27 protein-coding genes and 1 other RNA gene are annotated in these 26,407 nt (G+C 61.2%); 12 read left to right on the top strand and 16 right to left on the bottom strand.

Annotated features, from left to right (window positions below; all coding sequences use genetic code 11):
* Positions 1-215 precede the first annotated feature (215 nt).
* Positions 216-602: a DUF4087 domain-containing protein gene (locus IP85_RS21765; RefSeq protein ID WP_069041168.1), complete on the top strand. Its 387-nt coding sequence runs from the start codon at positions 216-218 to the stop codon at positions 600-602.
* Here IP85_RS21765 and IP85_RS21760 read toward each other — a convergent pair whose 3' ends face one another.
* The gene (locus tag IP85_RS21760; protein ID WP_054151742.1) at positions 603-1,067 is read right to left on the bottom strand and encodes an Lrp/AsnC family transcriptional regulator; all 465 of its coding nucleotides are present in this window, start codon (positions 1,065-1,067) and stop codon (positions 603-605) included.
* 164 nt (positions 1,068-1,231) lie between these two features.
* Between IP85_RS21760 and IP85_RS21755 the strand changes: the two genes are divergently transcribed.
* Positions 1,232-1,945, top strand: a complete 714-nt coding sequence (locus IP85_RS21755; protein ID WP_054151741.1) for an aspartate/glutamate racemase family protein — start codon at positions 1,232-1,234, stop codon at positions 1,943-1,945.
* 14 nt (positions 1,946-1,959) lie between these two features.
* Here IP85_RS21755 and IP85_RS21750 read toward each other — a convergent pair whose 3' ends face one another.
* Entirely contained in the window at positions 1,960-2,712 is a 753-nt protein-coding gene (locus IP85_RS21750; RefSeq protein ID WP_054151762.1) for a pyridoxine 5'-phosphate synthase, read from the bottom strand.
* Between the two features lie 244 nt (positions 2,713-2,956).
* Between IP85_RS21750 and IP85_RS21745 the strand changes: the two genes are divergently transcribed.
* From IP85_RS21745 to IP85_RS21735, 3 genes are all read left to right on the top strand, one after another.
* A complete protein-coding gene (locus IP85_RS21745; protein ID WP_054151740.1) occupies positions 2,957-3,934 on the top strand; it encodes a hypothetical protein in 978 nt (325 codons plus the stop codon).
* A 181-nt stretch (positions 3,935-4,115) separates the two neighbouring features.
* Positions 4,116-4,802: a MerR family transcriptional regulator gene (locus tag IP85_RS21740; protein ID WP_054151739.1), complete on the top strand. Its 687-nt coding sequence runs from the start codon at positions 4,116-4,118 to the stop codon at positions 4,800-4,802.
* A 106-nt stretch (positions 4,803-4,908) separates the two neighbouring features.
* A complete protein-coding gene (locus tag IP85_RS21735; RefSeq protein WP_054151738.1) occupies positions 4,909-5,421 on the top strand; it encodes a DUF4405 domain-containing protein in 513 nt (170 codons plus the stop codon).
* 15 nt (positions 5,422-5,436) lie between these two features.
* On the opposite strand, the gene IP85_RS21730 is transcribed toward IP85_RS21735, so the two are convergent.
* The 5 genes from IP85_RS21730 to IP85_RS21710 form a co-directional block, all read right to left on the bottom strand.
* On the bottom strand, positions 5,437-6,567 hold the full coding sequence (locus tag IP85_RS21730) for an ATP-dependent RecD-like DNA helicase (protein WP_054151737.1): 1,131 nt from the start codon (positions 6,565-6,567) through the stop codon (positions 5,437-5,439).
* A 73-nt stretch (positions 6,568-6,640) separates the two neighbouring features.
* Positions 6,641-7,015: a nitrile hydratase accessory protein gene (locus tag IP85_RS21725; RefSeq protein WP_054151736.1), complete on the bottom strand. Its 375-nt coding sequence runs from the start codon at positions 7,013-7,015 to the stop codon at positions 6,641-6,643.
* Positions 7,002-7,661: a nitrile hydratase subunit beta gene (gene nthB / locus IP85_RS21720; RefSeq protein WP_054151735.1), complete on the bottom strand. Its 660-nt coding sequence runs from the start codon at positions 7,659-7,661 to the stop codon at positions 7,002-7,004. The genes IP85_RS21725 and nthB overlap by 14 nt, the downstream gene beginning before the upstream one ends.
* Complete coding sequence (gene nthA, locus IP85_RS21715; protein WP_054151734.1) at positions 7,658-8,308, bottom strand: nitrile hydratase subunit alpha; 651 nt, start codon at positions 8,306-8,308, stop codon at positions 7,658-7,660. Before nthA ends, nthB begins: the two co-directional genes overlap by 4 nt.
* A 9-nt stretch (positions 8,309-8,317) precedes the next feature.
* The gene (locus IP85_RS21710; protein ID WP_054151733.1) at positions 8,318-8,911 is read right to left on the bottom strand and encodes a LysE family translocator; all 594 of its coding nucleotides are present in this window, start codon (positions 8,909-8,911) and stop codon (positions 8,318-8,320) included.
* Positions 8,912-9,067: 156 nt separating this feature from the next.
* Here IP85_RS21710 and IP85_RS21705 point away from each other — a divergent pair, with 156 nt between their 5' ends.
* Both IP85_RS21705 and IP85_RS22660 read left to right on the top strand, forming a co-directional pair.
* The gene (locus tag IP85_RS21705; protein ID WP_054151732.1) at positions 9,068-9,913 is read left to right on the top strand and encodes an aldo/keto reductase; all 846 of its coding nucleotides are present in this window, start codon (positions 9,068-9,070) and stop codon (positions 9,911-9,913) included.
* A gap of 162 nt (positions 9,914-10,075) precedes the next feature.
* A complete protein-coding gene (locus IP85_RS22660; protein ID WP_197278036.1) occupies positions 10,076-10,615 on the top strand; it encodes a metalloregulator ArsR/SmtB family transcription factor in 540 nt (179 codons plus the stop codon).
* Between the two features lie 65 nt (positions 10,616-10,680).
* Here the strand turns inward: IP85_RS22660 and ilvN are convergent, their stop codons facing one another.
* Both ilvN and IP85_RS21690 read right to left on the bottom strand, forming a co-directional pair.
* Positions 10,681-11,253 carry an acetolactate synthase small subunit gene (gene ilvN, locus IP85_RS21695; protein ID WP_054151731.1) on the bottom strand — a complete coding sequence of 191 codons (573 nt, stop codon included), beginning with the start codon at positions 11,251-11,253 and terminating at the stop codon, positions 10,681-10,683.
* Positions 11,254-11,270: 17 nt separating this feature from the next.
* The gene (locus IP85_RS21690) at positions 11,271-13,049 is read right to left on the bottom strand and encodes an acetolactate synthase 3 large subunit (protein ID WP_054151730.1); all 1,779 of its coding nucleotides are present in this window, start codon (positions 13,047-13,049) and stop codon (positions 11,271-11,273) included.
* Between the two features lie 345 nt (positions 13,050-13,394).
* Between IP85_RS21690 and IP85_RS21685 the strand changes: the two genes are divergently transcribed.
* A complete protein-coding gene (locus tag IP85_RS21685; protein WP_054151761.1) occupies positions 13,395-15,521 on the top strand; it encodes an ATP-binding protein in 2,127 nt (708 codons plus the stop codon).
* Positions 15,522-15,524: 3 nt separating this feature from the next.
* Here the strand turns inward: IP85_RS21685 and miaA are convergent, their stop codons facing one another.
* Positions 15,525-16,439 carry a tRNA (adenosine(37)-N6)-dimethylallyltransferase MiaA gene (gene miaA / locus IP85_RS21680; RefSeq protein ID WP_054151729.1) on the bottom strand — a complete coding sequence of 305 codons (915 nt, stop codon included), beginning with the start codon at positions 16,437-16,439 and terminating at the stop codon, positions 15,525-15,527.
* On the opposite strand from miaA, the gene serB reads away from it, so the two are divergent.
* The 3 genes from serB to IP85_RS21665 are packed head-to-tail and all read left to right on the top strand — an operon-like array spanning position 16,438 to position 20,325.
* On the top strand, positions 16,438-17,328 hold the full coding sequence (gene serB / locus IP85_RS21675) for a phosphoserine phosphatase SerB (protein WP_054151728.1): 891 nt from the start codon (positions 16,438-16,440) through the stop codon (positions 17,326-17,328). The genes miaA and serB overlap by 2 nt on opposite strands.
* 9 nt (positions 17,329-17,337) lie before the next feature.
* Positions 17,338-17,901, top strand: a complete 564-nt coding sequence (locus tag IP85_RS21670; protein ID WP_054151760.1) for a GNAT family N-acetyltransferase — start codon at positions 17,338-17,340, stop codon at positions 17,899-17,901.
* A gap of 48 nt (positions 17,902-17,949) precedes the next feature.
* Entirely contained in the window at positions 17,950-20,325 is a 2,376-nt protein-coding gene (locus IP85_RS21665; protein WP_054151727.1) for an EAL domain-containing protein, read from the top strand.
* Between the two features lies 1 nt (position 20,326).
* Here IP85_RS21665 and IP85_RS21660 read toward each other — a convergent pair whose 3' ends face one another.
* The 6 genes from IP85_RS21660 to IP85_RS21635 all read right to left on the bottom strand — a co-directional run bounded on the left by IP85_RS21660 (position 20,327) and on the right by IP85_RS21635 (position 25,809).
* On the bottom strand, positions 20,327-21,922 hold the full coding sequence (locus IP85_RS21660; protein ID WP_054151726.1) for a Do family serine endopeptidase: 1,596 nt from the start codon (positions 21,920-21,922) through the stop codon (positions 20,327-20,329).
* Between the two features lie 110 nt (positions 21,923-22,032).
* Positions 22,033-22,218: a DUF2065 domain-containing protein gene (locus IP85_RS21655; RefSeq protein ID WP_054151725.1), complete on the bottom strand. Its 186-nt coding sequence runs from the start codon at positions 22,216-22,218 to the stop codon at positions 22,033-22,035.
* A 4-nt stretch (positions 22,219-22,222) separates the two neighbouring features.
* A complete protein-coding gene (locus IP85_RS21650) occupies positions 22,223-23,179 on the bottom strand; it encodes a protease modulator HflC (protein WP_054151724.1) in 957 nt (318 codons plus the stop codon).
* A gap of 1 nt (position 23,180) precedes the next feature.
* Positions 23,181-24,317, bottom strand: a complete 1,137-nt coding sequence (gene hflK, locus IP85_RS21645) for an FtsH protease activity modulator HflK (RefSeq protein WP_054151723.1) — start codon at positions 24,315-24,317, stop codon at positions 23,181-23,183.
* A 149-nt stretch (positions 24,318-24,466) separates the two neighbouring features.
* Positions 24,467-24,991 (bottom strand): dihydrofolate reductase, encoded by a 525-nt coding sequence (locus IP85_RS21640; protein WP_054151722.1) that lies wholly within the window; start codon positions 24,989-24,991, stop codon positions 24,467-24,469.
* 23 nt (positions 24,992-25,014) lie between these two features.
* Positions 25,015-25,809 (bottom strand): thymidylate synthase, encoded by a 795-nt coding sequence (locus IP85_RS21635; RefSeq protein WP_054151721.1) that lies wholly within the window; start codon positions 25,807-25,809, stop codon positions 25,015-25,017.
* A gap of 117 nt (positions 25,810-25,926) precedes the next feature.
* Here IP85_RS21635 and ssrA point away from each other — a divergent pair.
* Positions 25,927-26,303, top strand: a transfer-messenger RNA (tmRNA) gene (gene ssrA / locus IP85_RS22090).
* Positions 26,304-26,407: the final 104 nt, after the last annotated feature.

Here is a 26,407-nt window from a genome sequence, read left to right as displayed (position 1 = left end):
GTCGTGACGTCAACGAAGTCTACAAGGTCAACGCCGACCAGTCGGTGACCCTCGTCACCCGCACAGTTTCCAACGCTTCCTGATTCCAGGGTGCGTGGTGGGCCTCGGGGCATCAGTCCCGGGGCCTTTTTTTTGCATTTGCGATAGTGTCCAGACTTGGTCATTCCCAGCGCCAAAGGTGATGGGTATGGTGCGGCGAAATCTAGGAAAACACCATGCGCACCAAACACCTCCTCATCTGCCTTGCCCTGACACTTGCCGGAACCTCGGCCCTCTCCGCCAAGGAAAACCGCTGCGGCTGGATACAGAATCCGACCCCCGGAAATTACTGGCTCGATGATGGCGAAGGCTCATGGATACTGATGACGCAAGGCTCCGAGATCGAGCCGCTCGGCATGGAGAACATGCCTGATTTCACCACAGGGGATTTCGTCCAGACGAACGGCTACTATGGCTATGCCTGCGGCTGTATCGAGGCTGAAACCGAGCGCAGCAGCGATTTTGGTGACAGCTTCCTCGGCAGGATCTCGGCCATCTACGCCGTGAAGCAGTTGCCGATCAGCCAATGCCGCGCCGACAAGGCCCTGCCCTCGCCGGAATAATCACCGCGCGTAATCGACAGGCACGGCCAGCCCCTGCTTGAGAATTTCCATAGAGATTGATGCCGAAACGTCAAAGAGTTCGACGCGCTTCACCAGCCGGCGATAGACGACGTCGTAATGCTCGACGCGCGGCAGCACCAGCTTCAGGATATAGTCGTAATGCCCCGTCAATCGATGGGCTTCGACAATCTCCGAGATATCGCTGATCGCGCGGCGAAACTCCTCGATCCAGTCGTCGGCATGATGGGCTGTCTTCACCAGGGCATAGACCGTGGTCGGCACACCGATTCTCTCGCGATCGAGGACGACGATGCGCCGGGCGATATAGCCCTGCTCCTCCAGCTTCTGGATCCGCCGCGAGCAGGCAGACGTTGACAAGGCCACGCGCTCAGCGAGATCCGCAACCGCAATGCTCGCATCCTGCTGCAGCAGATCGAGAATCTTCCTGTCTCTTTCGTCAATCACGCCACATCTCCCCGGCCCAAACCCATGAATGCGCAAATAATCTGCGCGATCCCCTCATATCGCGCCAACTGCCATGCGCCAAGGGCTGTTCTCTATCCGATCATTGCAACCCAATTGCGCCGAATTCGCATCATCATCTTCGCATCAAATGACGGAGACGAGACATGAAGACGATTGGCTTGATTGGCGGGATGAGTTTCGAAAGTTCGGCGGTCTATTACCGCCAGGTCAACGAGGCCGTCCGCGCCCGCCTCGGCGGCCTCACTTCGGCAGAGGTCCTGATGCACTCGGTGAACTTTGCGGAGATCGTCGCACTGCAGAAGGCCGGCCGCTGGGACCTTGCCGCGAAGCGTCTGGGCGACGTCGCAACAGGCCTGGAAAAGGCCGGCGCGGACTGCGTTCTGATCTGCACCAACACCATGCATCTCGTCGCCGACGAGGTGCAGGCACGGATCGACGTACCACTCATCAACATCATCGATGAAACCGCCCATGCATTGAAAGCCGGCGGCGCAAAACGCCCGCTGCTGCTCGCAACACGCTACACCATGGAACAACCGTTTTACGCCGAGCGCATGAAGCGCCACGACATCGAGATCATGGTGCCGGATGCGGAAGGGCGGACAGTCACCCATGACGTCATCTTCGAAGAGCTCTGCGCAGGCCGGGTTCTCGACACGTCACGCGACAAGCTGAACGGCATCATCGAACAGGCCAAGGCTGAAGGTGCCGACAGCGTTATCCTCGGCTGCACGGAGATCTGCCTCATCCTCGACCCGACGACACTTCAGCTGCCCGGCTACGACTCGACGACCATCCATGCCGAAGCGGCCGTTACCTTCGCACTGCAAGGCGATCGCGACATCCGGGCTGCCTGATTAGTGGCCTGCGTTCAGATCGTCTGGCCGCAGGCGCGGCAGAACCGCCGGACGGTTTCGGCCATACCGTATTCCAGGGCATCGGCGGTCAGGCCGTGACCGATCGAGACTTCGGCAAGATGCGGGATGCGCTTGACCAGCAGCGGCAGGTTGGCAACCGTCAGGTCGTGCCCGGCATTGACGTCGAGCCCCTCGGCGCGGGCGGCATCTGCCGTCAATCCGAGCAGTTCGACCTGACGTAGAGCCTCATCCAAATTGTCGTAACAACCGCCATAGGGGCCGGTATAGAGCTCGACGCGCTCGGCGCCTGTCGCCTTCGCAAGCGCCATCGGCTCGGACCGCCCATCGCCATCAACGAAGAGCGACACCCGCATGCCCTTGGCGCGAAGCCGCGACACGACACGCTTGAGAAAATCCTGATGCACGACAAGGTCCCAGCCATGGTCGGACGTCGCCTGCGACGGGTCATCAGGCACCAGCGTGACCTGCTCCGGCTCGGTTGCCTCGCAGAGCGCCAGGAAATCCTCGCTCGGATAACCTTCGATGTTGAACTCGGCCGTGGGGAACGCGTCGTCGATCAGAGCCCGCAGCACCGGCAGATCGCTGAAGCGGATATGCCGCTGATCCGGGCGTGGATGCACCGTCAGGCCACTGGCACCAGCAGCAAGGGCAATACGGCCGAGACCGGCCACGTCAGGCCAGGGAAGATCCCGGCGGTTGCGAAGCATGGCGATGGCATTGAGGTTGACGGAAAGCTTGGCAGGCATGGCGGCATGATCCGGCGATGAAGAGGTCTGGGGCATCCTTACGGCATCGCGGTATCGAAGGCCAACGAGAATCGCAAATGCTCCGATGCGGGAAATTGATGAATGGCAATCGCGTCCACCCCCTAGACTTTAAGGTATTGACGCCTAGCCCCCATCCTTTAGTCAGGTCTCGATTGTGACGGATCGCACAAATGCGCACTATCGGATGACGGCGCAGGCGTCCCCTGCGGCGGTTGGAGCAAGCATGTTGACGGAAACCGGGATCGATGGCGGGCAGGTTTCGGACGCTCTGCAGCGGGTGTTGCGGAGCAGGACATTCGCACGCTCCGAAAGGCTGCGCTCCTTCCTCAAATTCATCGTCGAGATGGAGCAACTCGGCCTGTCGCATCAGTTGAAAGGCTACACGATCGGCATCGATGTGTTCAGCCGCAACCACGGCTTCGATCCGGGCACAGATCCGCTGGTCCGTGTCCAGGCCGGAAAGTTGCGCAAGCTGCTGAACCAGTTCTATGCCTGCGAGGGCCGCGATGATCCGCTACGCATTCGCATTCCGCTCGGCGGTTATGTTCCGGTCTACGACCGCGTCGCATCGCAAGCCAGCATGGTCCGTGAGCGCGACCTCGAATTGATCGAGACCACCTTCGCTGATGTCGAGAGCCCTGCTCTCGCCGACGACAAGGCCTCACTCCCAAGGCTTTTCATCCGCCGCCCGGACGGCGACGATCTCATCGCCTCGATCTTCGTCAATGCGACCCGGCTCTGGAGCACGAGGCTCTGGGCGGTCTGCATCGCAGGCCCGAGTGAAAAACCCAGTTTCGAAGGCGGAGCACCGCATCCCCTCCATTTCGAATTGAAGGCGCATAGTCTCGGCACCGAGCTCAAACTCGGGCTGCGCCATCTCCGCTCCGGCAGCGAGGTGCCGATCAGCATGGGCGTCTGCGAGACTTCCGGCGACAGCCTGGAAATCGGTGCGCTGGCGAACGGCTTTGCCGGAGCAAACCTCACGATACCGGGTTCGATCTATCGCTTCTGCCACAAGAACGATCTGTCGACGGGACAGATGCAGTGCCTCGAAGCCACCTATCGCTATACGCTGGAGGGTTCGGACGCGAGCTATATCAATGCCCGTCAGTCCCAGCAGCAATGGGCAGGCCTCGGCCAGAGCAGCGAGATCATCACCGAGATGACGAGGCTGATCGCCCTTTCCTCCCTGCCACGCTGAGCCACGCGTTCCAGACATGAGGCGCAATTCCCTTTTGCGAAAACTTATTTTACGGATTTCAAATATACTATAATCTTCAATCAGACGGCGATTCGAGATGCAGCGGGGTCAGCGAGACAGCACAGCAAAAGAGGAACTATCGGCTTCAGCAGACGCGTTGGCACTGAACATGGAGGGGTACATGCCGCACGGAACACACCATCTGCAACCGATCACCAGCGTATCCAGTCAGCCTAACAAGGCATTTCTCTTGCCGGACCTCGTCCAGACGAGAACCCCACCGAAAGAGCCGGTCGCGATTGCCGAAATGGCAGAGTTCTTCGGCGTCACCCACCGAACGCTGCATTTCTACGAGGAAAAGGGCCTGCTCACCGCCCGACGCATGGGCCTCATGCGGGTCTACGGATGCGATGAAATCGCCCGGATGGCCCTGATCAATGTGTGCCGAGAGGTCGGCATGTCGGTCTCGCTCATCCAGGACCTGTTCGAAACACTCTCGACCGCCACCTCGACAAGCGAAGCAAACCTGATTCTTGAGGAAGCCCTGCTCGGCCGTCGCCGTGAACTGGCGTCAAACCTTTCGACGGTCCACCGTCAGCTCCAGCAACTCAATGCCCTGCTCGACCACGAAGAGGTCGAAGCCGGTCAGTTGAACACGGAACAGAAGGGGCCAACCCTGACCGAGACGGAAGCCCGCTGCCTGCAGTTGATGGTCGAAGGCTATACGCCGATCCGGATCGCGCGGACGCTCGAACTGAAAACCGAAGAGGTCAGTACCGTGGAGGCGAGCATCGTCGGCAAACTCCAAGCGCAAAACCGCTTCCAGGCCGTGGCGAAAGCCGTTCTTCTCGGTTTGGTCGCCAATTGAAGACCAGCCCTGGTCTTGTCCATCATCAATAGTGGAGGAAGTTTAACGGGACAGCGGCTGCAGCTGGAGCTAGGAGCGGGTCATACCCAAAGACTGAGGTCGCCCCATGCCGAGTATCCTGTCCCGTTATGCAACCCCCTTCACCACCGGCCTGTTCCGGATCTCACTGATCTCCGGGATAGCCCTGTTCTTTCACTACGGCACGACCGCCTTCCGCGAGATGCATGAATGGCTGAGCCTTGTTCTCATTCTGCCTTTCGTCCTGCATGTCTGGAAAAACTGGCGCCCGTTCCTCGCCTATTTCAAGCGCCTGCCGATGACCCTGACGCTCGGCCTCTGTCTGGTCACCGGCCTCGCCTTCGCCTGGCCTGCCATCACAGGTTCGGCAAGCGGTAGCGGTGGAAATCCGGCTTTTGCCATGATCAATATCATCGCAGCCGGCACGCCGGGTGAGGTTGCACCTCTGCTCGGAAGATCTGAAGCCGAAGTGGTCGATGGGCTGAAACAGAAGGGCTTTGCGGCAGCGGATGGCGCTACGAGCCTGTCCGAGATCGCCGAGGCGTCCGGCAAGGACAACGTGGAGCTGATGGCGACGCTGACCGCCCTCAAGGCGAAGTGACCTAGTCAGGAGCGCTCATCTGACGATGGTGAGCGTCTCTGCCGCGCGGGTCACGGCGGTATAGAGCCAGCGCTCGCGTGTATCGCGAAACGCCCAGCTCTCGTCGAACAAGACAACATCGTTCCACTGTGAGCCCTGGGCCTTGTGCACGGTCAGTGCATAGCCGTAGTCGAACTCGTCGTAACGCTTGCGCGTCGACCAAGGTATCTCCGTCTCGATATCCGCGAAGGCGTCCTTGAGCAGCTTGATCTTGGCTGCCCCGCGATCCATGTCGTCGTCTTCGGGCTTGATCAGGAGATTGATGCCGGGCTTCACCGTCTCGCGCGACGACGTCATCACCTGCCACAGCGACCCATTGAGCAGGCCCTTCACCTGATCGTTCCTAAGGCATACGAGCTTGTCGCCGGCCTGCGGATAGTCGACGGTGAAGCCTTTCAACTCGCGCAGCCGCATGTTGTAGCGCCGCCGCGTCTTGTTGGTTCCGACAAGCACCTGATCCGCCCCCAGCACAAGATCCTGCGTCACCTCGTTCTTCGAGATCACGCGTGCGGTATCGCCGTAATCGCCATACATGATCTCCTTGCCCTCACGGATATGCATGGCAAGCTGGATGATCGGATTGTCGCGCGCCTGGCGATGGATATCTGTCAGCAGATAGTCCGGCTCCTGATCGGTGAAGAATCCACCGCCGGAAACAGGTGGCAACTGGCCGGGATCACCCAGCACCAGGATCGGCGTGCCGAAGCTCATCAAGTCGCGTCCCAGCGCCTCATCGACCATCGAGCATTCATCGATGACAATGAGTGCCGCCTTGGCGACCGGGCTCTGGCGGTTGATCGAGAACATCGGCGCAATCGAGGTCTTGCCGGTTTCCTCGTCCTCCACCGCCTCCTCGCCGCGCGGGCGATAAATCAGCGAATGGATGGTCTTGGCATTCGAGGCGCCACGCGAGCGCAGAACCTGCGCCGCCTTGCCGGTGAAGGCGGCAAACAGCACCTCGCCATCGACATGCTCGGCAAAATGTTTGGCGAGCGTCGTCTTGCCCGTACCGGCATAGCCGAACAGACGGAAGACGGGGGTCTTCCCCTCCTTCAGCCATTTCGAAACGGCCTTGAGGGCCTCGTCTTGCTGGGGCGCGAATTGCATGACCTAGGTCATGCGCGGATTCGTTGGCCCGATGCAAGGCCAAAGCCGGGAAAGTCAGAACAAATCGTGGACATCAGCCCTTGAGCGGATCATTGGCGAGCTCGATGGGCGTACCATGCGGCGTCGCCTCGGCCGCCCGCTGCCAGCTTTCGCGCAAGGCCTCGACGGTATCGCGATCGGCCAGCCCCTTGCGCTCCAGCAGCCCGGCCAATGCCGCGACCCAGGCATCAAAATAGTCGGAACCGTCAGTCGCCCGCTCCGGTCTGTGGACTTCGGCAGACAGGCTGTCCGCCCATTCCGTCCAGGAGAACACGCCGCGCGCATGCAGATGCACGGTCATGGCAAAGGCCTGCGCGTGCCAGGGTTCGGCGAAGACGGGCGCGCCTTCGGGCGAGCGCGGCAAGCCCGGCGATGCCGCAAGATCCGTCACCGTTTCACAGGCGCTCAAGATAGCTCTCCCATGCATCGATCGAGACGGTCAAAGTCGGGTCGGCGTCCTCGCCCCAGATCTCGTCTCCTGTGAACACGACCGTGTAGACCCATTGCGGGCTCTCGCCCCGTCCATGGGCATTATCGTCAGGGAAGACGAAGCCGCCTTGAACGGCCTCGACCACACCCGTTTTCGCCCGGGCATAACGGGGCAGACGCGTGTGGCCCGCCGGATGGAAATTCTTCGTCCGCACCCGGTCACCGACGGCAAACTTCGGCCCCGTCTCGACGGGCCGGTCGCACGGCCCGCCACGGGCCAGCACGCCTTCGACCATCTCGGCTGTCAGTACTCGTTTTGGCGCTCGGCCCAGCTCCGCGTGCTGCCCTGTTGCCAGCTCTTCGGCGGTGGCAAAACCATGCCGCTCGAGCAGCATGTCGATCCCGCGTATCCACACTTCGTAATAGCTCGCCGCCAGATAACTCGCCGGCGGAATATTCTCGCGCGCATGCCGGCTCTCGTCGATGGACCAGGCACCGAACGCGCCGCAGGAGAGCGTGATGCCGAGCGCCCGCTTCTCCCATTCTGCATGGAAGTAGGGTTCGCCTTTCTCAGGCGCGACCGGACCGAAGCCCATCTGCCCGCCAAGATCATGCGGCCCGTTCATGACAGGACCTCCGACGACAACGCGAGACCAGTGCCGATCATCGAGTCGCGCGTCACGAGCTTGGCGAGTGCCTCTTCGTCCAGCCCTTCCGTCCCTGCAGGACGCAAGGGCACTACGAGATAGCGAACCTCCGCCGTGGAATCCCAGACGCGGATCTGCATCTCCTCCGGCAAGGTCACCCCGAATTCGGCAAGCACACCGCGCGGATCGATTACTGCTCGGGACCGATAGGCCGGCGCCTTGTACCAGACCGGCGGCAGACCGAGCACCGACCACGGGTAACAGGAGCACAGCGTGCAGACGACAAAATTGTGGGTGTCAGGGGTGTTGAAGACGGCGCGCATATGCTCGCCCTGCCGGCCCGTATAGCCGAGGCTCGCGATCGCCGCCGTCGCATCGCGCGTCAGCCAGTCGGCGAACTCGGGATCGACCCAGGACTTCGCCACCACCCGCGCGCCATTCCTCGGTCCCACCTTCGTCTCATAGGTCTCGACGATGGCGTCGATCGCCGCGGGATCGATCAGACCCTTTTCGGTCAGCAAAGTCTCGAGCGCCCGCACGCGGGCTTCCATATCGGAATACCGGTTGTCATGGTGGTGATCATGCCCGTGATTATGATCATGATCTTCATGGTGGTGACCAGACATCGAAGTTTCCTATTTGAGCATGGGCCAAAGGCTCATCACCAACAGCAAGGCCATGGTGATGTTGAACCATTTGAGCCGCACCGGGACCGACAACCATTCCCGAAGAGCCGAGCCGAAGCCCGCCCAGGTGGATACACTGGGAACATTGACGGCCGCGAAGACCAGCGCGACTATGCCGACAGTCAGAGCATAATGCTCCGGATGCGGATAGACCGCCATGGCGGTTACGGCCATCACCCAGGCTTTCGGATTGACCCACTGGAAGGCGGCAGCCCCCAGGAAGCTCATCGGTCGCGCCTTGGCCTCCCCCTCACCCATCGTGCGTGACGAACCGATTTTCCAGGCGATCCAGAGGAGATAGAGCCCGCCTGCAACCTTAAGCGCGATGAAGGCAGGTGGATAGGCCGAAAGAATAGCGCCGAGGCCGAGGCCGACACCGATCAGCAGCGAGAAGAATCCGGCACCGATCCCGAGCATATGCGGAATGGTCCGGCGGAAGCCGAAGTTCACCCCCGACGCAAACAGCATCATGTTGTTCGGCCCCGGGGTGATCGAGGTCGCGAAGGCAAAGACCACAAGCGCCAGAAGCGTATCGGCCGACATGGATGTTTCTCCCGGATTTTTATGTCAGCCTATCTGTCCTTTGAGCCCACGCCATCACCATTCTTGTTATGGTGACACGAAGGAGCGGGACTTTGTCGCTTGCCTCGCGGGACCGCCTCGCTATCCTTCGCACAGCCCGCCCCGAGGAGCTCCACCATGCATGACACCATACCGACTGTCACCCTGCCGGGCGGCGCAGAGGTCCCGAGCCTCGGCTTCGGCACCTGGATGATGGGCGAAACGAAATCCGAGGCCAAGGCGGAAGTCGATGCCGTCAGGCTGGCGCTCGATCTCGGCATGACCGTGATCGACACGGCCGAAATGTATGGCGATGGCGGCACCGAACGCATCGTCGGCGAAGCGCTGAAGGATCGGCGCGAAGACGCCTTTCTCGTCTCCAAGGTCCTGCCCTGGAATGCCAGCTACGACGGCACGATCAAGGCCTGCCATGCCAGCCTCGACCGGTTGGGGAGCGATCATCTCGATCTCTATCTCCTGCACTGGCGCGGGGAACACCCACTCGAAGACACGGTTGCGGCGATGGAAGAACTGAAAGCTGCGAGCAGAATTCGCGCCTGGGGCGTCTCGAATTTCGATATCGATGACATGGAGGAACTGTTCTCGGTGGCCGATGGCGGGAACTGTGCCGTCAATCAGGTCCTCTACAATCTTTCCCGCCGCGGCATCGAATTCGACCTCCTGCCCTGGTGCCAGGAGCACCAGATCCCGGTCATGGCCTATTCGCCGATCGAGCAGGGCCGCATCCTCCAGCACGCTGAACTGATCCACATCGCCAAGGCCTATCAGGCGACTCCGGCACAGGTCGCGCTCGCCTTCCTGCTGGAGCGCGAAAGCGTGATCCCGATCCCGAAGACCTCGAACCTGCGCCGCCTGCAGGAAAATCGCGAGGCGGTCGATCTCGACATCTCCGATGAAGACTGGGCGCGTCTGGACGTGGCCTTCCCGCCACCGTCCCGGAAAGTAGCGCTGGCGATGTTGTAAAGGGGAGAGAAAGCAGGGCGCCCGATCCTCTCCCATGCATCGGAAAATCGCGATCTATCCACAGGCCCAGCATTTCCAGCACTTTACGCCAGCCCCTCAGGAAATTAGGAGATTGCCTAATTCGAGAATTGCGGAGAAAGAGCCGCACGACTGAGGGACCACATGGCAAAGCGCGGAAAAACCGAAATACATCCGGCAATGGACAAGATCTCGTCCCGCGTCTTCCACGCACTCGCCTCCGATCCACGCCGCATGATGCTGGTGCACCTCGCCCAGTCGACGCTGACCGCCGGCGAGATCGCCGCCCGCTTCGACATGGCCAAGCCTTCGATCTCCCAGCATCTCTCGATCCTCGAAAATGCCGAACTGATCGAAGGTGAGAAGAAGGGCCAGTATATCCACTACAGCCTGAGGCCAGCGGCCCTGCGGCATGCACTGACTGCCATGCTGACCACGACCACGGCACCAGACGACGAGGCCGAAGTGGAAGCGGCAGCGGATGTGCCAGCGCCGCCGAAAAAGTCTGCCAAGAAGAAGAACGACGCAGCCGAGACCGCCCCATCGGTAACGAAGGCCGAGAAGAAAGCCAAGATGAAGCCGGCGAGCGACAAACCGGCCAAGGAAAAGCCGAAGAAGGCAGAGGCCGATCCGCCCCCGGCGCCGCAACAAATGGGCCTTCTCGATCTCCTCGGCATGAACTGAAAGGCCGGCAACAAAAAAGGGCGACCGCGAGGCCGCCCTTTTCACTTCGGGAATTACCGAATTCCTTACATGCCCTGCGGGCCGCGGTTCATCGCAGCAATGCCGGTGCGGCAGATCTCGTTGAGCCCGAGCGGCTTCATGATCGAGACGAACTGGTCGATCTTCGATGACTTGCCGGTGATCTCAAAGATGAAATGGTCGACCGTCGCATCCACGACCTTCGCCTGGAAGGCATCGGCAAGCCGAAGCGTCTCGGCACGCATTTCACCGGTCGAAACGACCTTCACCAGCGCCACCTCACGCTCGATCGGCCGCTCCTGGCCGAGCTCCTTAGCGCGAACCGTCAGGTCGAGGACGCGGTGCACTGGCACGATGCGCTCAAGCTGCGCCTTGATCTGCTCAAGCACACCAGGCGTTCCACGCGTCACGATCGTGATGCGCGACAGATGCGCCTCGTGCTCGGTCTCCGAGACCGTCAGGCTCTCGATGTTGTAGCCGCGACCGGAGAACAGGCCGATGACGCGGGCGAGAACGCCGGGCTCGTTGTCGACGAGCACCGAGAGCGTATGGCTCTCGATGGCGGAGGTTTCCTTGGCGATGAAATAGGCCGAACCGGTCGGCTGAAGATGAGCGTTCATGATCTTTTTCCTCCCGGTCAGACGAGCTGACGGCCCTTGGCATCAATGGCAGTGGCAACCGCTTCGTCGGTCGCCTCGTCCGGCAGCAGCATTTCGTTATGGGCCTTGCCCGACGGGATCATCGGGAAGCAGTTGGCGAGATTGGCGACACGGCAGTCGAAGATGACAGGCTTCTTCACGTCGACCATCTCCTGGATGGCACCGTCGAGATCGTCGGGCTTTTCGCAACGGATGCCAACCGCGCCATAGGCTTCCGCCAGCTTGACGAAGTCAGGCATGGCTTCCGTATAGGAGCTCGACAGGCGGTTGCCGTGCAGCAGCTGCTGCCACTGGCGCACCATGCCCATGTACTGGTTATTGAGGATGAAGATCTTGACCGGCAGCTCGTACTGGATGGCGCAGGACATTTCCTGAATGCACATCTGGATCGAGGCATCGCCCGCGACATCGATGACCAATGCGTCGGGATGTGCGACCTGGACGCCGATTGCGGCCGGCAGGCCGTAACCCATCGTGCCGAGGCCACCCGAGGTCATCCAGCGGTTCGGCTGCTCGAAGCCGATATACTGGGCCGCCCACATCTGGTGCTGGCCGACTTCCGTCGTGATGTAGGTGTCGCGATGCTTGGTCAGCTCATAAAGCCGCTGCAGCGCATATTGCGGCATGATGACGTCCTTGGACGGCGTGTAGGCGAAGGAGTTGCGAGCCCGCCACTTGGCAATGCTGGCATTCCATTCGGCCGTCTGCGACGCCTCAGGCTTCTTCGGCAGGGCGCGCCAGGCGCGGACCATGTCTTCGAGAACGCGACCGACATCGCCTGTGATTGGTACGTCGACGCGGACATTCTTGTTGATAGACGACGGATCGATGTCGATGTGGATCTTCTTCGAGTTCGGCGAGAATGCGTTCAGACGGCCGGTGATGCGGTCATCGAAGCGCGCACCGATGCAGACCATGACGTCGCAGTCATGCATCGCCATGTTTGCTTCGTAGGAACCATGCATGCCGAGCATGCCAAGCCAGTTCTTGCCCGAAGCCGGATAGCAGCCGAGCCCCATGAGCGTCGAGGTGATCGGGAAGTCGGTGAGACCGACCAGTTCACGCAGCAGCTTGGTGGCTTCCGGACCGGAATTGATGACGCCGCCACCCGAATAGATGATCGGACGGCGAGCCGTCGCCATCAGCTCGACGGCAGCCTGGATGGCGCGGGCATCGCCCGAAACCTTTGGCTGGTAGCTCTTCAGCGCCTTGTGCGCATCCGGCGGAGTGTAGGTGCCGGTGGCGAACTGGATGTCCTTCGGGATATCGACGAGGACCGGACCCGGACGGCCCGTCTGGGCGATCCGGAAGGCTTCATGGATGATCGAGGCCAGCTGGTTGACGTCCTTGACCAGCCAGTTGTGCTTGGTGCAGGGACGCGTGATGCCGACGGTATCGCATTCCTGGAAGGCATCCGAACCGATCAGCGAGGTCGGAACCTGGCCGGAGATGCAGACGAGCGGAACGCTGTCCATCAAAGCATCCTGCAGCGGCGTCACCGCATTGGTGGCGCCAGGACCTGACGTGACCAGCATGACGCCGACCTTGCCGGTCGAGCGCGCATATCCCTCAGCTGCGTGGCCGGCACCCTGCTCGTGGCGCACGAGGATGTGCTGGATGTCTTCCTGCTGGAAGATCTCGTCATAGATCGGAAGCACGGCGCCGCCGGGATAGCCGAAGATATGTTCGACACCGTTATCCTTGAGCGCGCGCAGGACGATCTCGGCGCCGGTCATCTGATTGTCTTTACCCGTCATGCTGTGTTTCCATCTGCCTTCTTGGTTTTTGGGGCTGATAACCCGGTTTAGGGCATAAAAAAAGGCCCCTTGAGGAGCCTGTCATCTAGCGCATGGGTGGCTATCGCCGGATGGTTACACCATCCTGCCCATGCGCCGTCCCACCACGATAAGTGCAACCGAGTTTTTCATGGGTCGAAGTGTTAGCCAGAAAGCCCGCAAGCGTCAACGCATCTTTTGCAAAATTTCCGACGCCAAAGCGAAAGTTTGTTGCGCAGACAATGATAAATCATCACCGCCAGCCTAATGCGTTACACGAAATTTTAAGCGCGCCCCCATAAGCTTGCGCCAGCAGGGAGAATGCGCTTGTTGAATGATGATCTTCGCAAGTCCGGCGCAGCCGGAGATCAAGACCGCCGCGATGGCATGCGGCCTGGCAACCGGATGCTCGGACGCGTCGTCGCCTGCAACGGCGCGCGTGCAACGATTGCAGCCGTCGCCGAAGACGGCGGCACGGATCTCACGGAGCTCTGGTCCGTCGGTCGTCTGATCTCGATCACCGTTGGCAAGAACCGCGTCGTAGCACTCGCCTATTCCATGCAGACGGAGGGCAAGGACTGGGGCGAAGGGGCTGACAACCAGTTTCTCATCGAGGTCGAACTGCTCGGCGAAGTCTACGTTCACGAAGACGGCCAGGAACTCTTCTCGACCGGCATCTCGCGCTATCCCTATCTCGGAGCCATCGCCCACCGCATTCGTGCGGCCGATCTTCTGCGCATCTACGACACCCGCCTCGGCGACACAGCAGTCATCGGCAAGCTCACCCAGGACGAAACGATCGACGCAACGATCCATGTCCCGTCCATGCTGTCGAAGCACTTCGCCGTGGTCGGCTCGACCGGCGTTGGCAAATCGACCGCCGTTTCGCTGCTCTTGCGCAAGGCGATCGAAAGCGATCCGAAGCTGCGCATCCTCATTCTCGATCCGCATAACGAATTTGCCGCCGCCTTCCCCGAGCTTGCCGTCGTCATCGACACCGACACGCTCGACCTGCCCTTCTGGCTCATGCGCCTCGACGAATTTGCCGAGGTCCTGTTCCGCGGCCGCCCTCCAGTTGCCGAAGAACTCGACATCCTGCGCGACCTGATGCCCGAAGCCAAACGCGCCTTCCGTGGCAACGAGAGTGCCCTGATGCGGCGCATGGCCGACAAGAGCTCGATGACCGCCGACACACCGGTGCCCTACCGCATCGCCGACCTGCTCGCGCTCATCGACGAGCGCATCGGACGCCTCGAAGGTCGCGGCGAAAAACCATTCCTGCGCTCGCTGAAAATGCGCATCATGTCGGCGGTCAACGACCCGCGCTATCACTTCATGTTCTCCAACAATACGATCAGCGACACGATCATGGAGACGATCGCGCATATCTTCCGCATCCCGGGTGACGACCGCCCGATCTCGACCTTCCAGCTTGCCGGCATACCGTCGGAAGTCGTCAACTCGGTTGCTTCGGTTCTCTGCCGCATGGCCTTCGAACTGGCGCTCTGGTCGAACGGCGCGATCCACATGCTCGTCGTCTGCGAAGAGGCCCACCGCTACGTGCCTGCCGACCCCACTCTCGGCTTCTTCCCGACGCGCCAGGCCATCGCCCGCATCGCCAAGGAAGGCCGGAAATACGGCGTCTCGCTGGGTGTAATCACCCAGCGCCCGGGCGAACTCGACCAGACGATCCTGTCGCAGTGCTCGACGCTGTTTGCCATGCGCCTTGCCAACGACCGCGACCAGGAGATCATCCGCTCGGCCATCCCCGACAGTTCGATCTCGACCACCAGCTTCATTTCCTCGATCGGCAACGGCGAAGCCATCGCCTTCGGTGAGGCGATCGCCGTTCCCATGCGCATGCGCTTCACCCGTGTGGCGGAGTCGGCGCTGCCGAAAGCCAACGGCGTCAACGCCAAACAGACCGAAGAAACGCCTGACACCGTCGATCTCCGCACCATTGTCGGTCGTATGCGTGCCATAGCCGGGCCGGACATCTCAGCCTTCCAGCAGAGCTTCGAGACCACTTTCGGCGGCATGCCGTCTGCGCCGGAAGGCCTCTATGACGATGAAGAGTTCGACGACGACGGAGCCTTCGAAACGTTGCGCCCGTCGCCTGCCCCACAGCCACCGGCGCGACCGACCGCAGCCTCTTTCCCGATGACATCACCGTCACCCGTGACGCGTCAGCCTTTCGAGACGCCGCTGCAGCGACAGGCATTGCCAGCCTCGGAGACGCCGACGATCGAGCCCTACCGTCCGGACATGCTGCCCCGTTCTGGTAGCGACGATGCGCCTCGCCAACGCATGGAAGCCCCGGCTCCGGCTCATACCGCAGCTGCCGATCCCCCCTCGGCAACGTTCGGATCCCAGCCCTTGCGCCGCGAAGGTGGTTCCTCCCTGCGCGAGAGCATTCTGAAAAAGCCGCTATCGAGCCTCTACAAGCGCGACTAAACGTCAGCCGATCCGGAAAACTGCCGGGTCGACCCTTTCCCAGCTTTCATCCATCTGGTTACGGAACCAGGTCATCTGGCGCTTTGCGTATTGGCGCGTCGCAGCAGACGCGCGCTCGACCGCCTCGTGTCGGGTGATCCGGCCGGCAAGCATGTTGGCGATTTGCGCCACGCCGATCGCCTTCATGGCAGGCATCTCCGGCTTAAGGCCAAGCGACAGAAGCGCTTCGACCTCCTCGATCGCCCCCTCGTCCATCATCTGTTCGAAGCGCCTGTTGATCCGGTCGTGCAGCACCGTGCGATCTGGCAGGACCACGAGCTTGCGGGCGCGATCCGGATCGACCAGCTGCGGTCCGGACTGCTTCTGAAACTCGGCGATCGACCGTCCTGTCGCCCGGAACACCTCGAGCGCCCGCACGATCCTTTGTCCATCGCCCGGACTGAGGCGCTGCGCCATCGCCGGATCTACCTCAATCAATTCCCGATGCAACGCATCGGCACCCTCGGTTTGAAGCCGCTGGCGGATCTCCACCCGCAGGTCGGCCGGGATTGCGGGCATTTCCGAAAGCCCGCCGGTCAGCGCCTTGAAGTAGAGCCCGGTGCCGCCGACGAACACCGGAAGACGCTTCTCGTGCTTCAACTGTTCGACCAGCGCACCCGCTTCACGCAACCAGTCGCCGGTCGAATAGGTCCGTCCGGCCGGGACATGACCATAGAGCTCGTGCCGCACGCCACCCATCTCTGCCTCGCCCGGGCGGGCAGTGACGACGCGTAGCGTGTCGTAGACCTGCATACTGTCGGCATTGATGACGACTCCGTTATGGCGGCGGGCGAATTGAAGCGCGAGCGCAGACTTGCCGCTGGCGGTCGGCCCGGTTATCAGGATCGCGTCGTTGTTCTTGTCAGGATCTTCCATCATGGCCTTGGTTGCCACGCTTGTCGCCAATCCGTCAAACCCTGTTCTGAGCCGGGCCCTCGCCGAGAAGGCCACCGAAGCCGTCGCGTCCTCGCGCCTCTACTGGCTGGCCGACGGGATCGCCTGCGACATACCCCTTCCCGATGGCACTGATCCGATCGAGGCCGAACGCGCCCTGCGGCAGGCGCTGGAGGGGCAGCCCGTCGATGTCGCGGTCCAGGATGCCGATACCCGCCGCAAGTCCTTCCTGATCGCCGACATGGATTCGACGATGATCGGCCAGGAATGCATCGACGAACTGGCAGCCGAGGTCGGTCTGAAGGACAAGGTCTCCCAGATCACGGCCCGCGCCATGAACGGCGAGATCGCTTTCGAACCGGCCCTGCGCGAACGTGTGGCGCTGTTGAAGGGCTTGCCGATCTCGGTCGTCGGCGAGGTCATTGAAAAGCGCATTACGCTGACGCCGGGCGGCAAGGAACTGATTGCGACGATGAAGGCGAAAGGCGGCTACACCGCACTCGTCTCCGGTGGCTTCACCGTCTTTACCGGACCGATCGCCACCATGCTCGGTTTCGATGAGAACCGCGCCAACATCTTGATCGAGCAGGACGGCGTCCTGACCGGCGAGGTTGCCGAACCGATCCTCGGCAAGCAGGCCAAGGTGGATTCCCTGCTCGACATCGCAGGCCGCCTCGGCGTCAGCCCGAACGAGACAATTGCCGTCGGCGACGGCGCCAACGATCTGGGCATGCTCGGCATCGCCGGCTCCGGCGTCGCTTTGCATGCCAAGCCGGCCGTAGCCGCCGAGGCGAAGATCCGCATCGACCACGGCGATCTCACCGCGCTTCTCTATCTGCAGGGCTACCGCAAGTCGGACTTCGTGACCGAATAAGGGTTGATCATGCTGATCGTCGAGACGGAGAGGCTGATCCTGCGCAACTGGCAGGACGAGGATCGCAACCTGTTCTACGAGATCAACCGCGACGAAAAGGTCATGGAGTTCTTCCCGCTCCGCCGCAGCCATGCCGAATGCGACATCCTGTTCGACCGGAACCGGGACATGATCAGCGAAACGGGTCTTGGCTTCTACGCGCTGACCGATCGTGTAACCAACGAAGCGATGGGCTTCTGCGGCCTCTCACCCGTGGACCTTCCCGGCATCCTGCCCGAGGGAGCAATCGAGATCGGCTGGCGGCTGGCCACCCGCTTCTGGGGTCGAGGCTACGTTACCGAAGCGGCATCTCGACTGATTGAATACGCGCGCGCCGACCTCCGCTTACCCGACGTCCATGCCTTTGCCGTGGACCGCAATCATCGCTCGATCGCTGTCACGCAAAGGATCGGCATGCAGCGTCTGATTGGCCAGGATTTCGATCATCCCAAGGTCCCCGAAACGCATCCGCACCTGAAGCGGCATGTATTGTTCAGAACACAGTTCGAATCCATCGAGATCCGAACAAGGTGATATTCCTAATTTACTGAGACTTAAAATGTATCTGCTACGAACTTCCGTATGCAGAAGATGTTCTCCGCGCATGTCGCGGCACCGATTGCGAACCTTTACGACCGCTTCCTGCGCCTTGGTGAAGGTGACCAGACGGCGGAAGAGGCAGAGCGTATCCGCGCAGTCCGACTGTCGGTCGTCGGTACCAGCACGCCGTGGATGATGGTGGCCAACCTCTGCAACGCAGTCCTGACAGTCTTTGCCTTTTACGGCAGCCCGTCCGCGACCGAAGTCTATGTGATCTGCGGCCTGATCCTGACTGTCGTGGCCTTTACAACCCTTTCCTGGTGGCGCAATCGCAAACGCGGCATGCGCGAGCGGGCCAGCCTGCGCGGGACAGTTCGCGCGGTCATTTATGCCGCGGTCCTGAGCGGCCTCTGGGCAGCCCTTGATGTGGCCGCCTACCACACAGCCGACGAAACACAACGCATGGTCCTGATCGCGCTCACAGTCGGCATGGCCGGCGGCGGCGGCTTCGCCCTGGCGACCATCCCGCCGGCATCGATCGTCTTTTGCGGCACCGTTGCCGTCGGGGCTGCGATCGCCCTCTCCCGCGATCCGACCATCGTCGGCGCCTATCTCTTCGTCCTCTACCTGATCTTCGCCGCGATCATCATCCGCTCGTCGCTCGCGGTCTGCCGAAGTCTCACGGAGCGCGTCCGGGCCAAACTTGCAGCCGACGAACAGCGAGACGTCATCAATCTCTTGCTGAACGACTTCGAAGAGAATGCGGCGGACTGGTTGTGGGGCACCGACGAAGATATCAACCTGGTTCGCGCCTCCAACCGTTTCTACGAACAGATGCAGGTCCCCGAAGCCATGGTGATCGGCAAGCCGCTCGCCGCGGTCATGCCCTTCGCCGCCGTCGGGATCGAGGGCATGGACTGCAGGGAGAACTTCATCACCTGTCTGGAGACGAGACAGTCCTTCCGTGATCAGGATATCTGTGTCGAACTGGGAGGGGAACTGGCGATCTGGTCCTTGACGGCAAAGGCAATACAGGACGAGGAAGGGCAGTTCTGCGGCTATCGCGGAGTAGCTCGCGATGTCACGGCAAGCCGCGAAAGCCGTCTGCGCATCGAACACATGGCCCGGCATGATCCGTTGACGGAAGTCGGCAACCGGGTTCTCCTTTCCGAAGATTTCGAACGCGCGGTATCGCGTTATCAGCGCTTCGGCGACCCTTTCTCGGTCCTGCTGCTGGATCTCGATCGTTTCAAGCACATCAACGACAATTTCGGCCATGCCGGCGGCGACGAACTGCTGCGCGCCATTGCCAGCATTCTGAGCCAGATCCGCGGCGAGACCGACACGCTGGCGCGCATTGGCGGCGACGAATTTGCGATCCTCCATATGTCTGGCGACGATCCGCAAAGCGCTGCGGGCCTCGCCTCCCGCATCATCGAAAAGCTTGGCAAACCGATCAGTCTTGGCTGCGGCACGGCCCATGTCGGCGTCAGCATCGGCATCGCCTGCGCCCCGATCGACGGCACCGATCCGGACCAGTTGATGCGCAACGCCGATCTTGCCCTTTATCGGGCCAAGACAGACGGACGCAACCGTTACCGCTTCTTCGATAGCTCGCTGGATGCCGCTGCGCGACGCCGCAATCTGATCGAACAGGAACTGGCGCTCGCAGTCGCGCAGGAGAGCCTGACCGTCAACTTCCAGCCGCTCGTCGACGCCCAGAGCCGGCAGGTGGTCTGTGCCGAGGCATTGCTGCGCTGGAACCATCCGACGCTCGGCCCCATCAGCCCTGGCGAATTCATCCCGATCGCCGAAGAATCCGGCCAGATCGGCGCAATCGGCAGCTGGGTTCTGCGGCAGGCCTGCAAGCACGCCGTCAACTGGCCGGACCACATCCGCGTGGCAGTCAATCTGTCCTCACGCCAGTTTCTGAGCCCGGGGCTCTTGCCACTCGTTGAAGGCGCGCTGAAGCAGAACCGCCTGCCCGCTCACCGTCTCGAACTGGAGGTGACGGAAAGTCTGCTGATGGAAACCACGATCGGGGTCGAACAGACCCTTGCCTCCCTTGCAAGGCTCGGGCTTCGCATAGCGCTCGATGACTTCGGCACGGGCTTCTCATCCTTGAGCTACCTGCGCCAGTATCGCTTTGACAAATTGAAGATCGACCAGTCGTTCATATCCGACCTTGAGACCAATGCCGACAGCCGCGCCATCGTCGACTCCGTCATTCGCCTGGCGCGCGATCTGCGCATGAGCGTCGCCGCAGAAGGGGTCGAAACCCGGGGTCAGTTCGACCTGCTTCGGCAAATGAGCTGCGGCGAGATCCAGGGCTTCCTCGCCGGCCGACCGATGCCGGTCGACCAGTTCGAGGAATATCTGAGGCAGAACAGCACCTCGGTCGAGAGGCTCTACGCCTGAGCTATTCCAGCGGGACCGCCACGAGACGAAGATTGCCGTCCTTGTCGGCGATCATCAGATAGCCGCTGCGACGCCCCTCGCCTTTGATGTTGGTGAGCTTTTCCGCAACCTGCTGCGGCGTCTTCATGAATTCCTGGGCGACCTCCACGATCACCTCGCCGACCTTCAGCCCCTTGCCTTCGGCCTTGGAGCCGGGAAGCACGCGGGTGATGAGAACGCCTTCGACACCTTCGGCAATCGAGAAGCTCAGACGGTTCGCATCGGTAAGTGCTGTCAACTCCACACCGATCAAGCCTTCCGTCACGGGCGCGCTCTGCTGTGCCTGATCGGGCGCAGCCGGAGGCTCGCCCTGCTCGTTTCCGTCAGGGGCCTCCTCGTCGGCCGGAGGCTCTGCAGGCGCCTGTTGATCGCCATCGGGTGCCGTGCCCTCCTCATTGGGCTCGACGGTGGTTTCGGGATCCGTCTCGTTGCTTGCGACCTCGTCATCATCAAGACGCCCAAGGGTCACCTTCACCGACTGCTCCTGCCCGTCCCGCAGAATCACGACGTCGAGCGGTTCACCGATCGGACTTTCGGCAACGATACGGGTCAGGTCGCGTGTTTCGGAAATCGCCCGTCCATTGAAGGTGGTGATGATGTCACCGACCTTGATCGGCCCGTTGGCGACAGGGCCACCCTCGACGATGCCGCTGATCAGCGCGCCGCGGGCTCGGTCGATCTTCAGGCTCTGCGCCACCTCGTCGGAAACCGGCTGGATGCGAACGCCGAGCCAGCCACGACGCGTTTCGCCGAACTCGATCAATTGATTGACGATGTTTTCAGCCAATTCCGTCGGCACGGCAAAGCCGATGCCGATCGAGCCGCCGCTCGGCGATATAATCGCGGTGTTGATGCCGATGACCTCGCCGTTCATGTTGAACAACGGTCCACCGGAATTCCCCTTGTTGATCGCCGCATCCGTCTGGATGAAGTTGTCATAGGGGCCGGCATTGATGTTGCGGCCGCTTGCCGAGATGATGCCGACGGTCACCGAGCCCCCGAGGCCGAACGGATTGCCGATGGCCATGACCCAGTCGCCGATTCGCATTGTCTTGGAATCGCCAAACTTCACCGATGTCAGCGGCTGCGGCGGCTCGACCTTGAGAACGGAAAGGTCGGTCTTCGTGTCGGTGCCGACCAGCGTCGCCTTGAGCTTCGAACCGTCGGAGAAAATGACCTCGATGTCATCGGCGTTTTCGATCACGTGATTGTTGGTGACGATGAAACCAGTCGGGTCGATCACAAAGCCGGACCCCAGTGAATTCACCTTGTTGTTGGTCCCGCCACCTTCGCGATTCCGATAGAAATCCTCGAACAATTCCTGAAAGGGCGAGCCCTCCGGAACCTGCGGAAGCGGACCATCGCCCTCGTCGGCAACGCTTTGCGACGTCGAGATATTGACAACGGCGCCCAGCAGGCCGCCTGCGAGATCGGCAACGGATTGAGGTCCTTGCTGGGCGACCACCGGGTTCGGTGCACTCACGGTCCCGACGATCAGGGCCGTCCCCGTGAGAAGCGCCGATAGAATCATTCGCGACGCGCGGGCAGGTTTCATCATCGGCTTCCTCACTGGCTTGTCTGGGGTCGTAGTGAACATAAGGCGGAATGGGCTGAGGGAAAATCACAATTGCCGGAAGAGATCTAACCTCGACTTGCGACCAGATCTTGTCAGCCGCGCACCCACCACGCGATTGCCACGCCCGTGGTAATCGCGGTGAGGCCGAGCAGACGCAGCTGATCCTCCGGGATCTGCGGCAGGAGCCGGGCCATGCGCACAAGAAAACGAGGGGCCAGCGCATAGGCCAGCCCCTCGATGATCATGAATATGGCGATCCCTGCGAGCAGGTCGTCCATGGTGTCAGTTGCCGGCAGGCGCCGGCGGCGTAGCCGGTTGCGGGGCAACCGCTGGTGCGGGTGTCGGTGTCGCCGAGTTGCCCGTGCCTGCTCCGCTGTTGAAGAAGCGGAAGAAGTCGCTGTCGGGCGACAGCACCATCGTCGTGCCCTGGTTGCTCATGGATGCAACATAGGCGCGCATCGAGCGATAGAATTCGAAGAAGCTCGGATCCCGCTGGAACGCATCAGCGAAGATGTTGTTTCGCTGGGCATCGCCCTCACCGCGCAGGATTTCCGAATCGCGCTGCGCTTCGGCCTGGAGTTCGACGACCTGACGGTCGGCGATAGCCCGGCGACGCTGGCTTTCTTCGTTACCGCGGGCGCGGATGAATTCTGCTTCGGCCAAACGCTCAGCCTTCATCCGCTCGAAGGTCTGCTGCGAGACTTCCTGCGTCAGGTCGGTACGACGAATGCGAACGTCAGTGACCTGCAGACCGAGGCTTTCAGCCGCCGCCTGGAGATCGTTGCGAACGTCGGACATCATCGAACCACGCTCTTCGGAAAGCGCCGCATCGAAGTTCCGCAAACCGTAGACGCGGCGGAGCGCTGCATCGAGACGGGTGCGAAGACGCGATTCGGCAGCTTCGCGGTCCGCCGACACCGTTTCACGGAAACGGCGGGCATCGCTGATGCGATAGACGGCAAATGCATCGACTTCATAAAACGCACCGCCGCGGACCTGAACACGGATGTCAGGCAGATCGAAGCGAAGCGCGCGATCCTCGACATACTGGACACGATCAGCATCGATGAAGGCAAAGGGCAGCTTGAAATAGATGCCCGGCTCGCTCTTCACGTCCTGGATCTGACCGAAGCGCAGAACGATCGCCTGTTCACGCTCGTTGACCACGAAGATCGACGAGTAGACGAAGAACAATGCGACGCCGAGGGCGACGAGGAAATAGGGAAGACGGTTCTGCATGTCAGTTCCCTCCCGTCGTAGACTGGCCGGTCGTTTGGTTGCCCGGCTGGCGCATGAGTTCATTGAGCGGCAGGTACGGTACGACACCCTGCTGATCGCCCATGATCACCTTGTTCGAATTGCGCAGGACGTTCTCCATGGTCTCCAGGTAGATACGCTGGCGCGTCACATCAGGCGCCTTCACATATTCGTCGTAGATCGAAATGAAGCGCTGCGCCTCACCCTCTGCTTCCTTGACGACCTGATCCTTGTAGGCGGCTGCCTCTTCGCGGATCTGTGCTGCCTGGCCTCGGGCCTGACCGAGACGCTGGTTGGCGTACTGGTTGGCTTCTTCGACGAAACGATCTTCATCCTGCTGGGCACGCTGCACTTCTTCGAAGGCTTCGGCCACTTCACGCGGCGGTGCCGCATCTTCGATCGGAACCGCGTTGATCGCGATGCCGGCGCCATAGGTGTCCATGGTACCCTGGATGATGTCGCGAACCTGCGTCGAGATCTCTTCGCGGTTGTCGCGGAAGACGTCCTGGGCAGGACGACGACCGACCACCTCACGCATGGCGCTTTCGGACACCTGCTGCAGTGTCTGCGTCGGATCTTCGAGGTTGAACAGATAGGACTGCGGATCCGACACGGTGTAGAGCACCGAGAACTGGACGCTTACGATGTTCTGATCGCCGCTGAGCATCAGGCCGGCGCCGGGATTGTTCGATGTAGGGCGGCTGCCGACGTTCTGCTGCTGTTCGGTGACCTTGACGATCTCGACCGCTTCGATCGGCCAGAGATGGAAATGCAGGCCCGGCATCGCAATTTCTTCCTTCGGCTTACCGAAGCGAAGTTCCACGCCGCGCTCGTCCGGCTGAACCGTATAGACGGCCTGCATCGCCCAGAAGGCGACCAGCACGATACCGACGATCACAAATGCACCGCCGTTGAACCCGCCGGGCACGATGTTTTTCAGTCGATCCTGACCTCGGCGGATCAGATCCTCCAGATCCGGGGGCTGGTTGCCGCCACCGCCGCCGCCGCCGTTTCCACGTGGTCGGTTTGGCCCCTGCCCCCAGGGGCCCTGATTGTTACCGCCGCCACCGCCGCCGCCCCAAGGACCGCCGCCGCCGCCGTTTTGATTGCTCCAGGGCATCAATACCTCTTTGCTGTAAAAGCTCCCAAGTCCCCCGCCCGCTGATCGATCGACCGACATGCATGAGGTTCCAGAGGGTTATAGGTATCGAAGCCCCCGCTTTCAACGCGAGGGGCCCAACTTCTTCTTCGGAAAGGGCAAATTTTGCGTTATCGGGCATCCCTGCGACGGTATATCGCGTAGCGCGTGGGGTAATTGTCCTTCTCGCCGGGCGGAACGTCGATTTCCTCGACACATTCGAACGTCGCAGGATCGATCGTCGGGAATGAGGTATCTCCGTCGACGACCGTCTCGACATGGGTCACATGCAGGAGATCGGAAAACCCCAGTGCCTGGCGGTAAATCTCGCCACCACCAACGACACACACCTCGTCCACACCGAGCTCGGCCGCAATTGCCCTGCCCCGTTCAAGGGCTTCGTCCAGGCTCGTCACGGTTTCAACGCCGGGCATGTCGAAGTCCTGACTGCGGCTGACGATAATATGCGGCCGCCCTGGCAGCGGCTTCGACCCGACCGATTCGAAGGTCTTGCGTCCCATCACCAGCGGCTTGCCCATGCTGAGCGCCTTGAAGCGTTTCAGATCCGCCGAGAGCTTCCACGGCATGTCGCCGTCGCGGCCGATGATCCCGTTCTGCGACACGGCAACGATGATGACGGTCTTGATGTCAGCCATGTCCAACCTGTTTCACCACACCGTCAGACGGCGATAGGCGCCTTGATGCTTGCATCGGCCTCGTAGCCGATCAAGTTGAAGTCGTCATCCGCGAAGGAAAACAGGTCCTTGACGCCGGGATTGAGCTTCATGACCGGCAGCGCCTTCGGCGTGCGCGTCAGCTGCAGCTTCGCCTGATCGAAATGATTGGCGTAGAGATGGGCATCGCCCAGCGTATGAACGAAATCACCCGGTTCCAGACCGGTCACCTGCGCAATCATCAGCGTCAGCAGCGCGTAGGAGGCGATGTTGAAGGGAACGCCGAGGAAGATGTCGGCCGAGCGCTGGTAGAGCTGGCAGGAAAGGCGGCCGTCGGCCACATAGAACTGGAAGAGGCAGTGACAGGGCGGCAATGCCATCTCGTCGACCAGCGCCGGATTCCAGGCCGTGACGATGTGGCGGCGCGAGTTCGGGTTTGTCTTGATGCTCTCGACGAGCTTTGCCATCTGGTCGATATGCCCGCCGTCATAATTAGGCCAGGAGCGCCACTGGGCACCATAGACGGGACCGAGGTCGCCATTTTCGTCGGCCCACTCATCCCAGATGCTGACGCCGTTTTCCTTCAGGTAGCCGATATTCGTATCGCCCTTCAGGAACCAGAGCAGCTCGTGAATGATCGACTTCAGATGCAAGCGCTTCGTCGTGATGACCGGAAAACCTTCCGCCAGATCAAAGCGCATCTGGTAACCGAACACGGAGCGGGTGCCGGTTCCCGTGCGGTCACCGCGATCGCTGCCGGTTTCCAAAACGTGGCGCAGAAGGTCGTGATACTGGTGCATGGGTCCATTCATCGAGTCGTTGACGATGTCACCTTATCGCTGCCGGAGCCCCGAACCAATGCGGTTTCATGGATTTTCCCCGTCGGCGCGGCATAATCCGCGTTCCGGTCCGTTCGCCCTCTTTTCATCGGGATCGGAAACACCTATATCTCCTTTGCCGGGGCTTGCTCCGGCTATGGCAATAAACGGTCGGTGTAATAAACCTATTGGACCCGGGGGCGGTACCCGGCGCCTCCACCAAAAACCGGTCGGATCTGATATCTTTTCAGACCGGCTTTTGATGGGGGCGAAATAGGATCGACAAGGGCGTAAAGATCGAACTTTTGCTCGGCATGATACCGCCGTTATCGGGTCACAAGTGTAGTTGCAAACGACAACAACGCTAAGGGTTACGCTCTCGCTGCCTAATGGCGGTGCGGGAAACCCGCTCTAAGTCCTTAGGGTTAGCCCCTTAAGGCGGGGTCCGAAGGCACCTGGCAACAGAAGCCTTCACCTACCTCCTACGCACAAATAACCCTCAGTCTTTCCCCATGACTTTGCTTCGGATTTCGCTGCTACCAGCAGGCAGAGATTTGATGTACATTGCGCGAACCAGTTT

Source organism: Rhizobium sp. AAP116, from assembly GCF_001295785.1.
GTDB lineage: Bacteria > Pseudomonadota > Alphaproteobacteria > Rhizobiales > Rhizobiaceae > Allorhizobium.
This window is presented reverse-complemented; position numbering and strand designations above follow the sequence as displayed.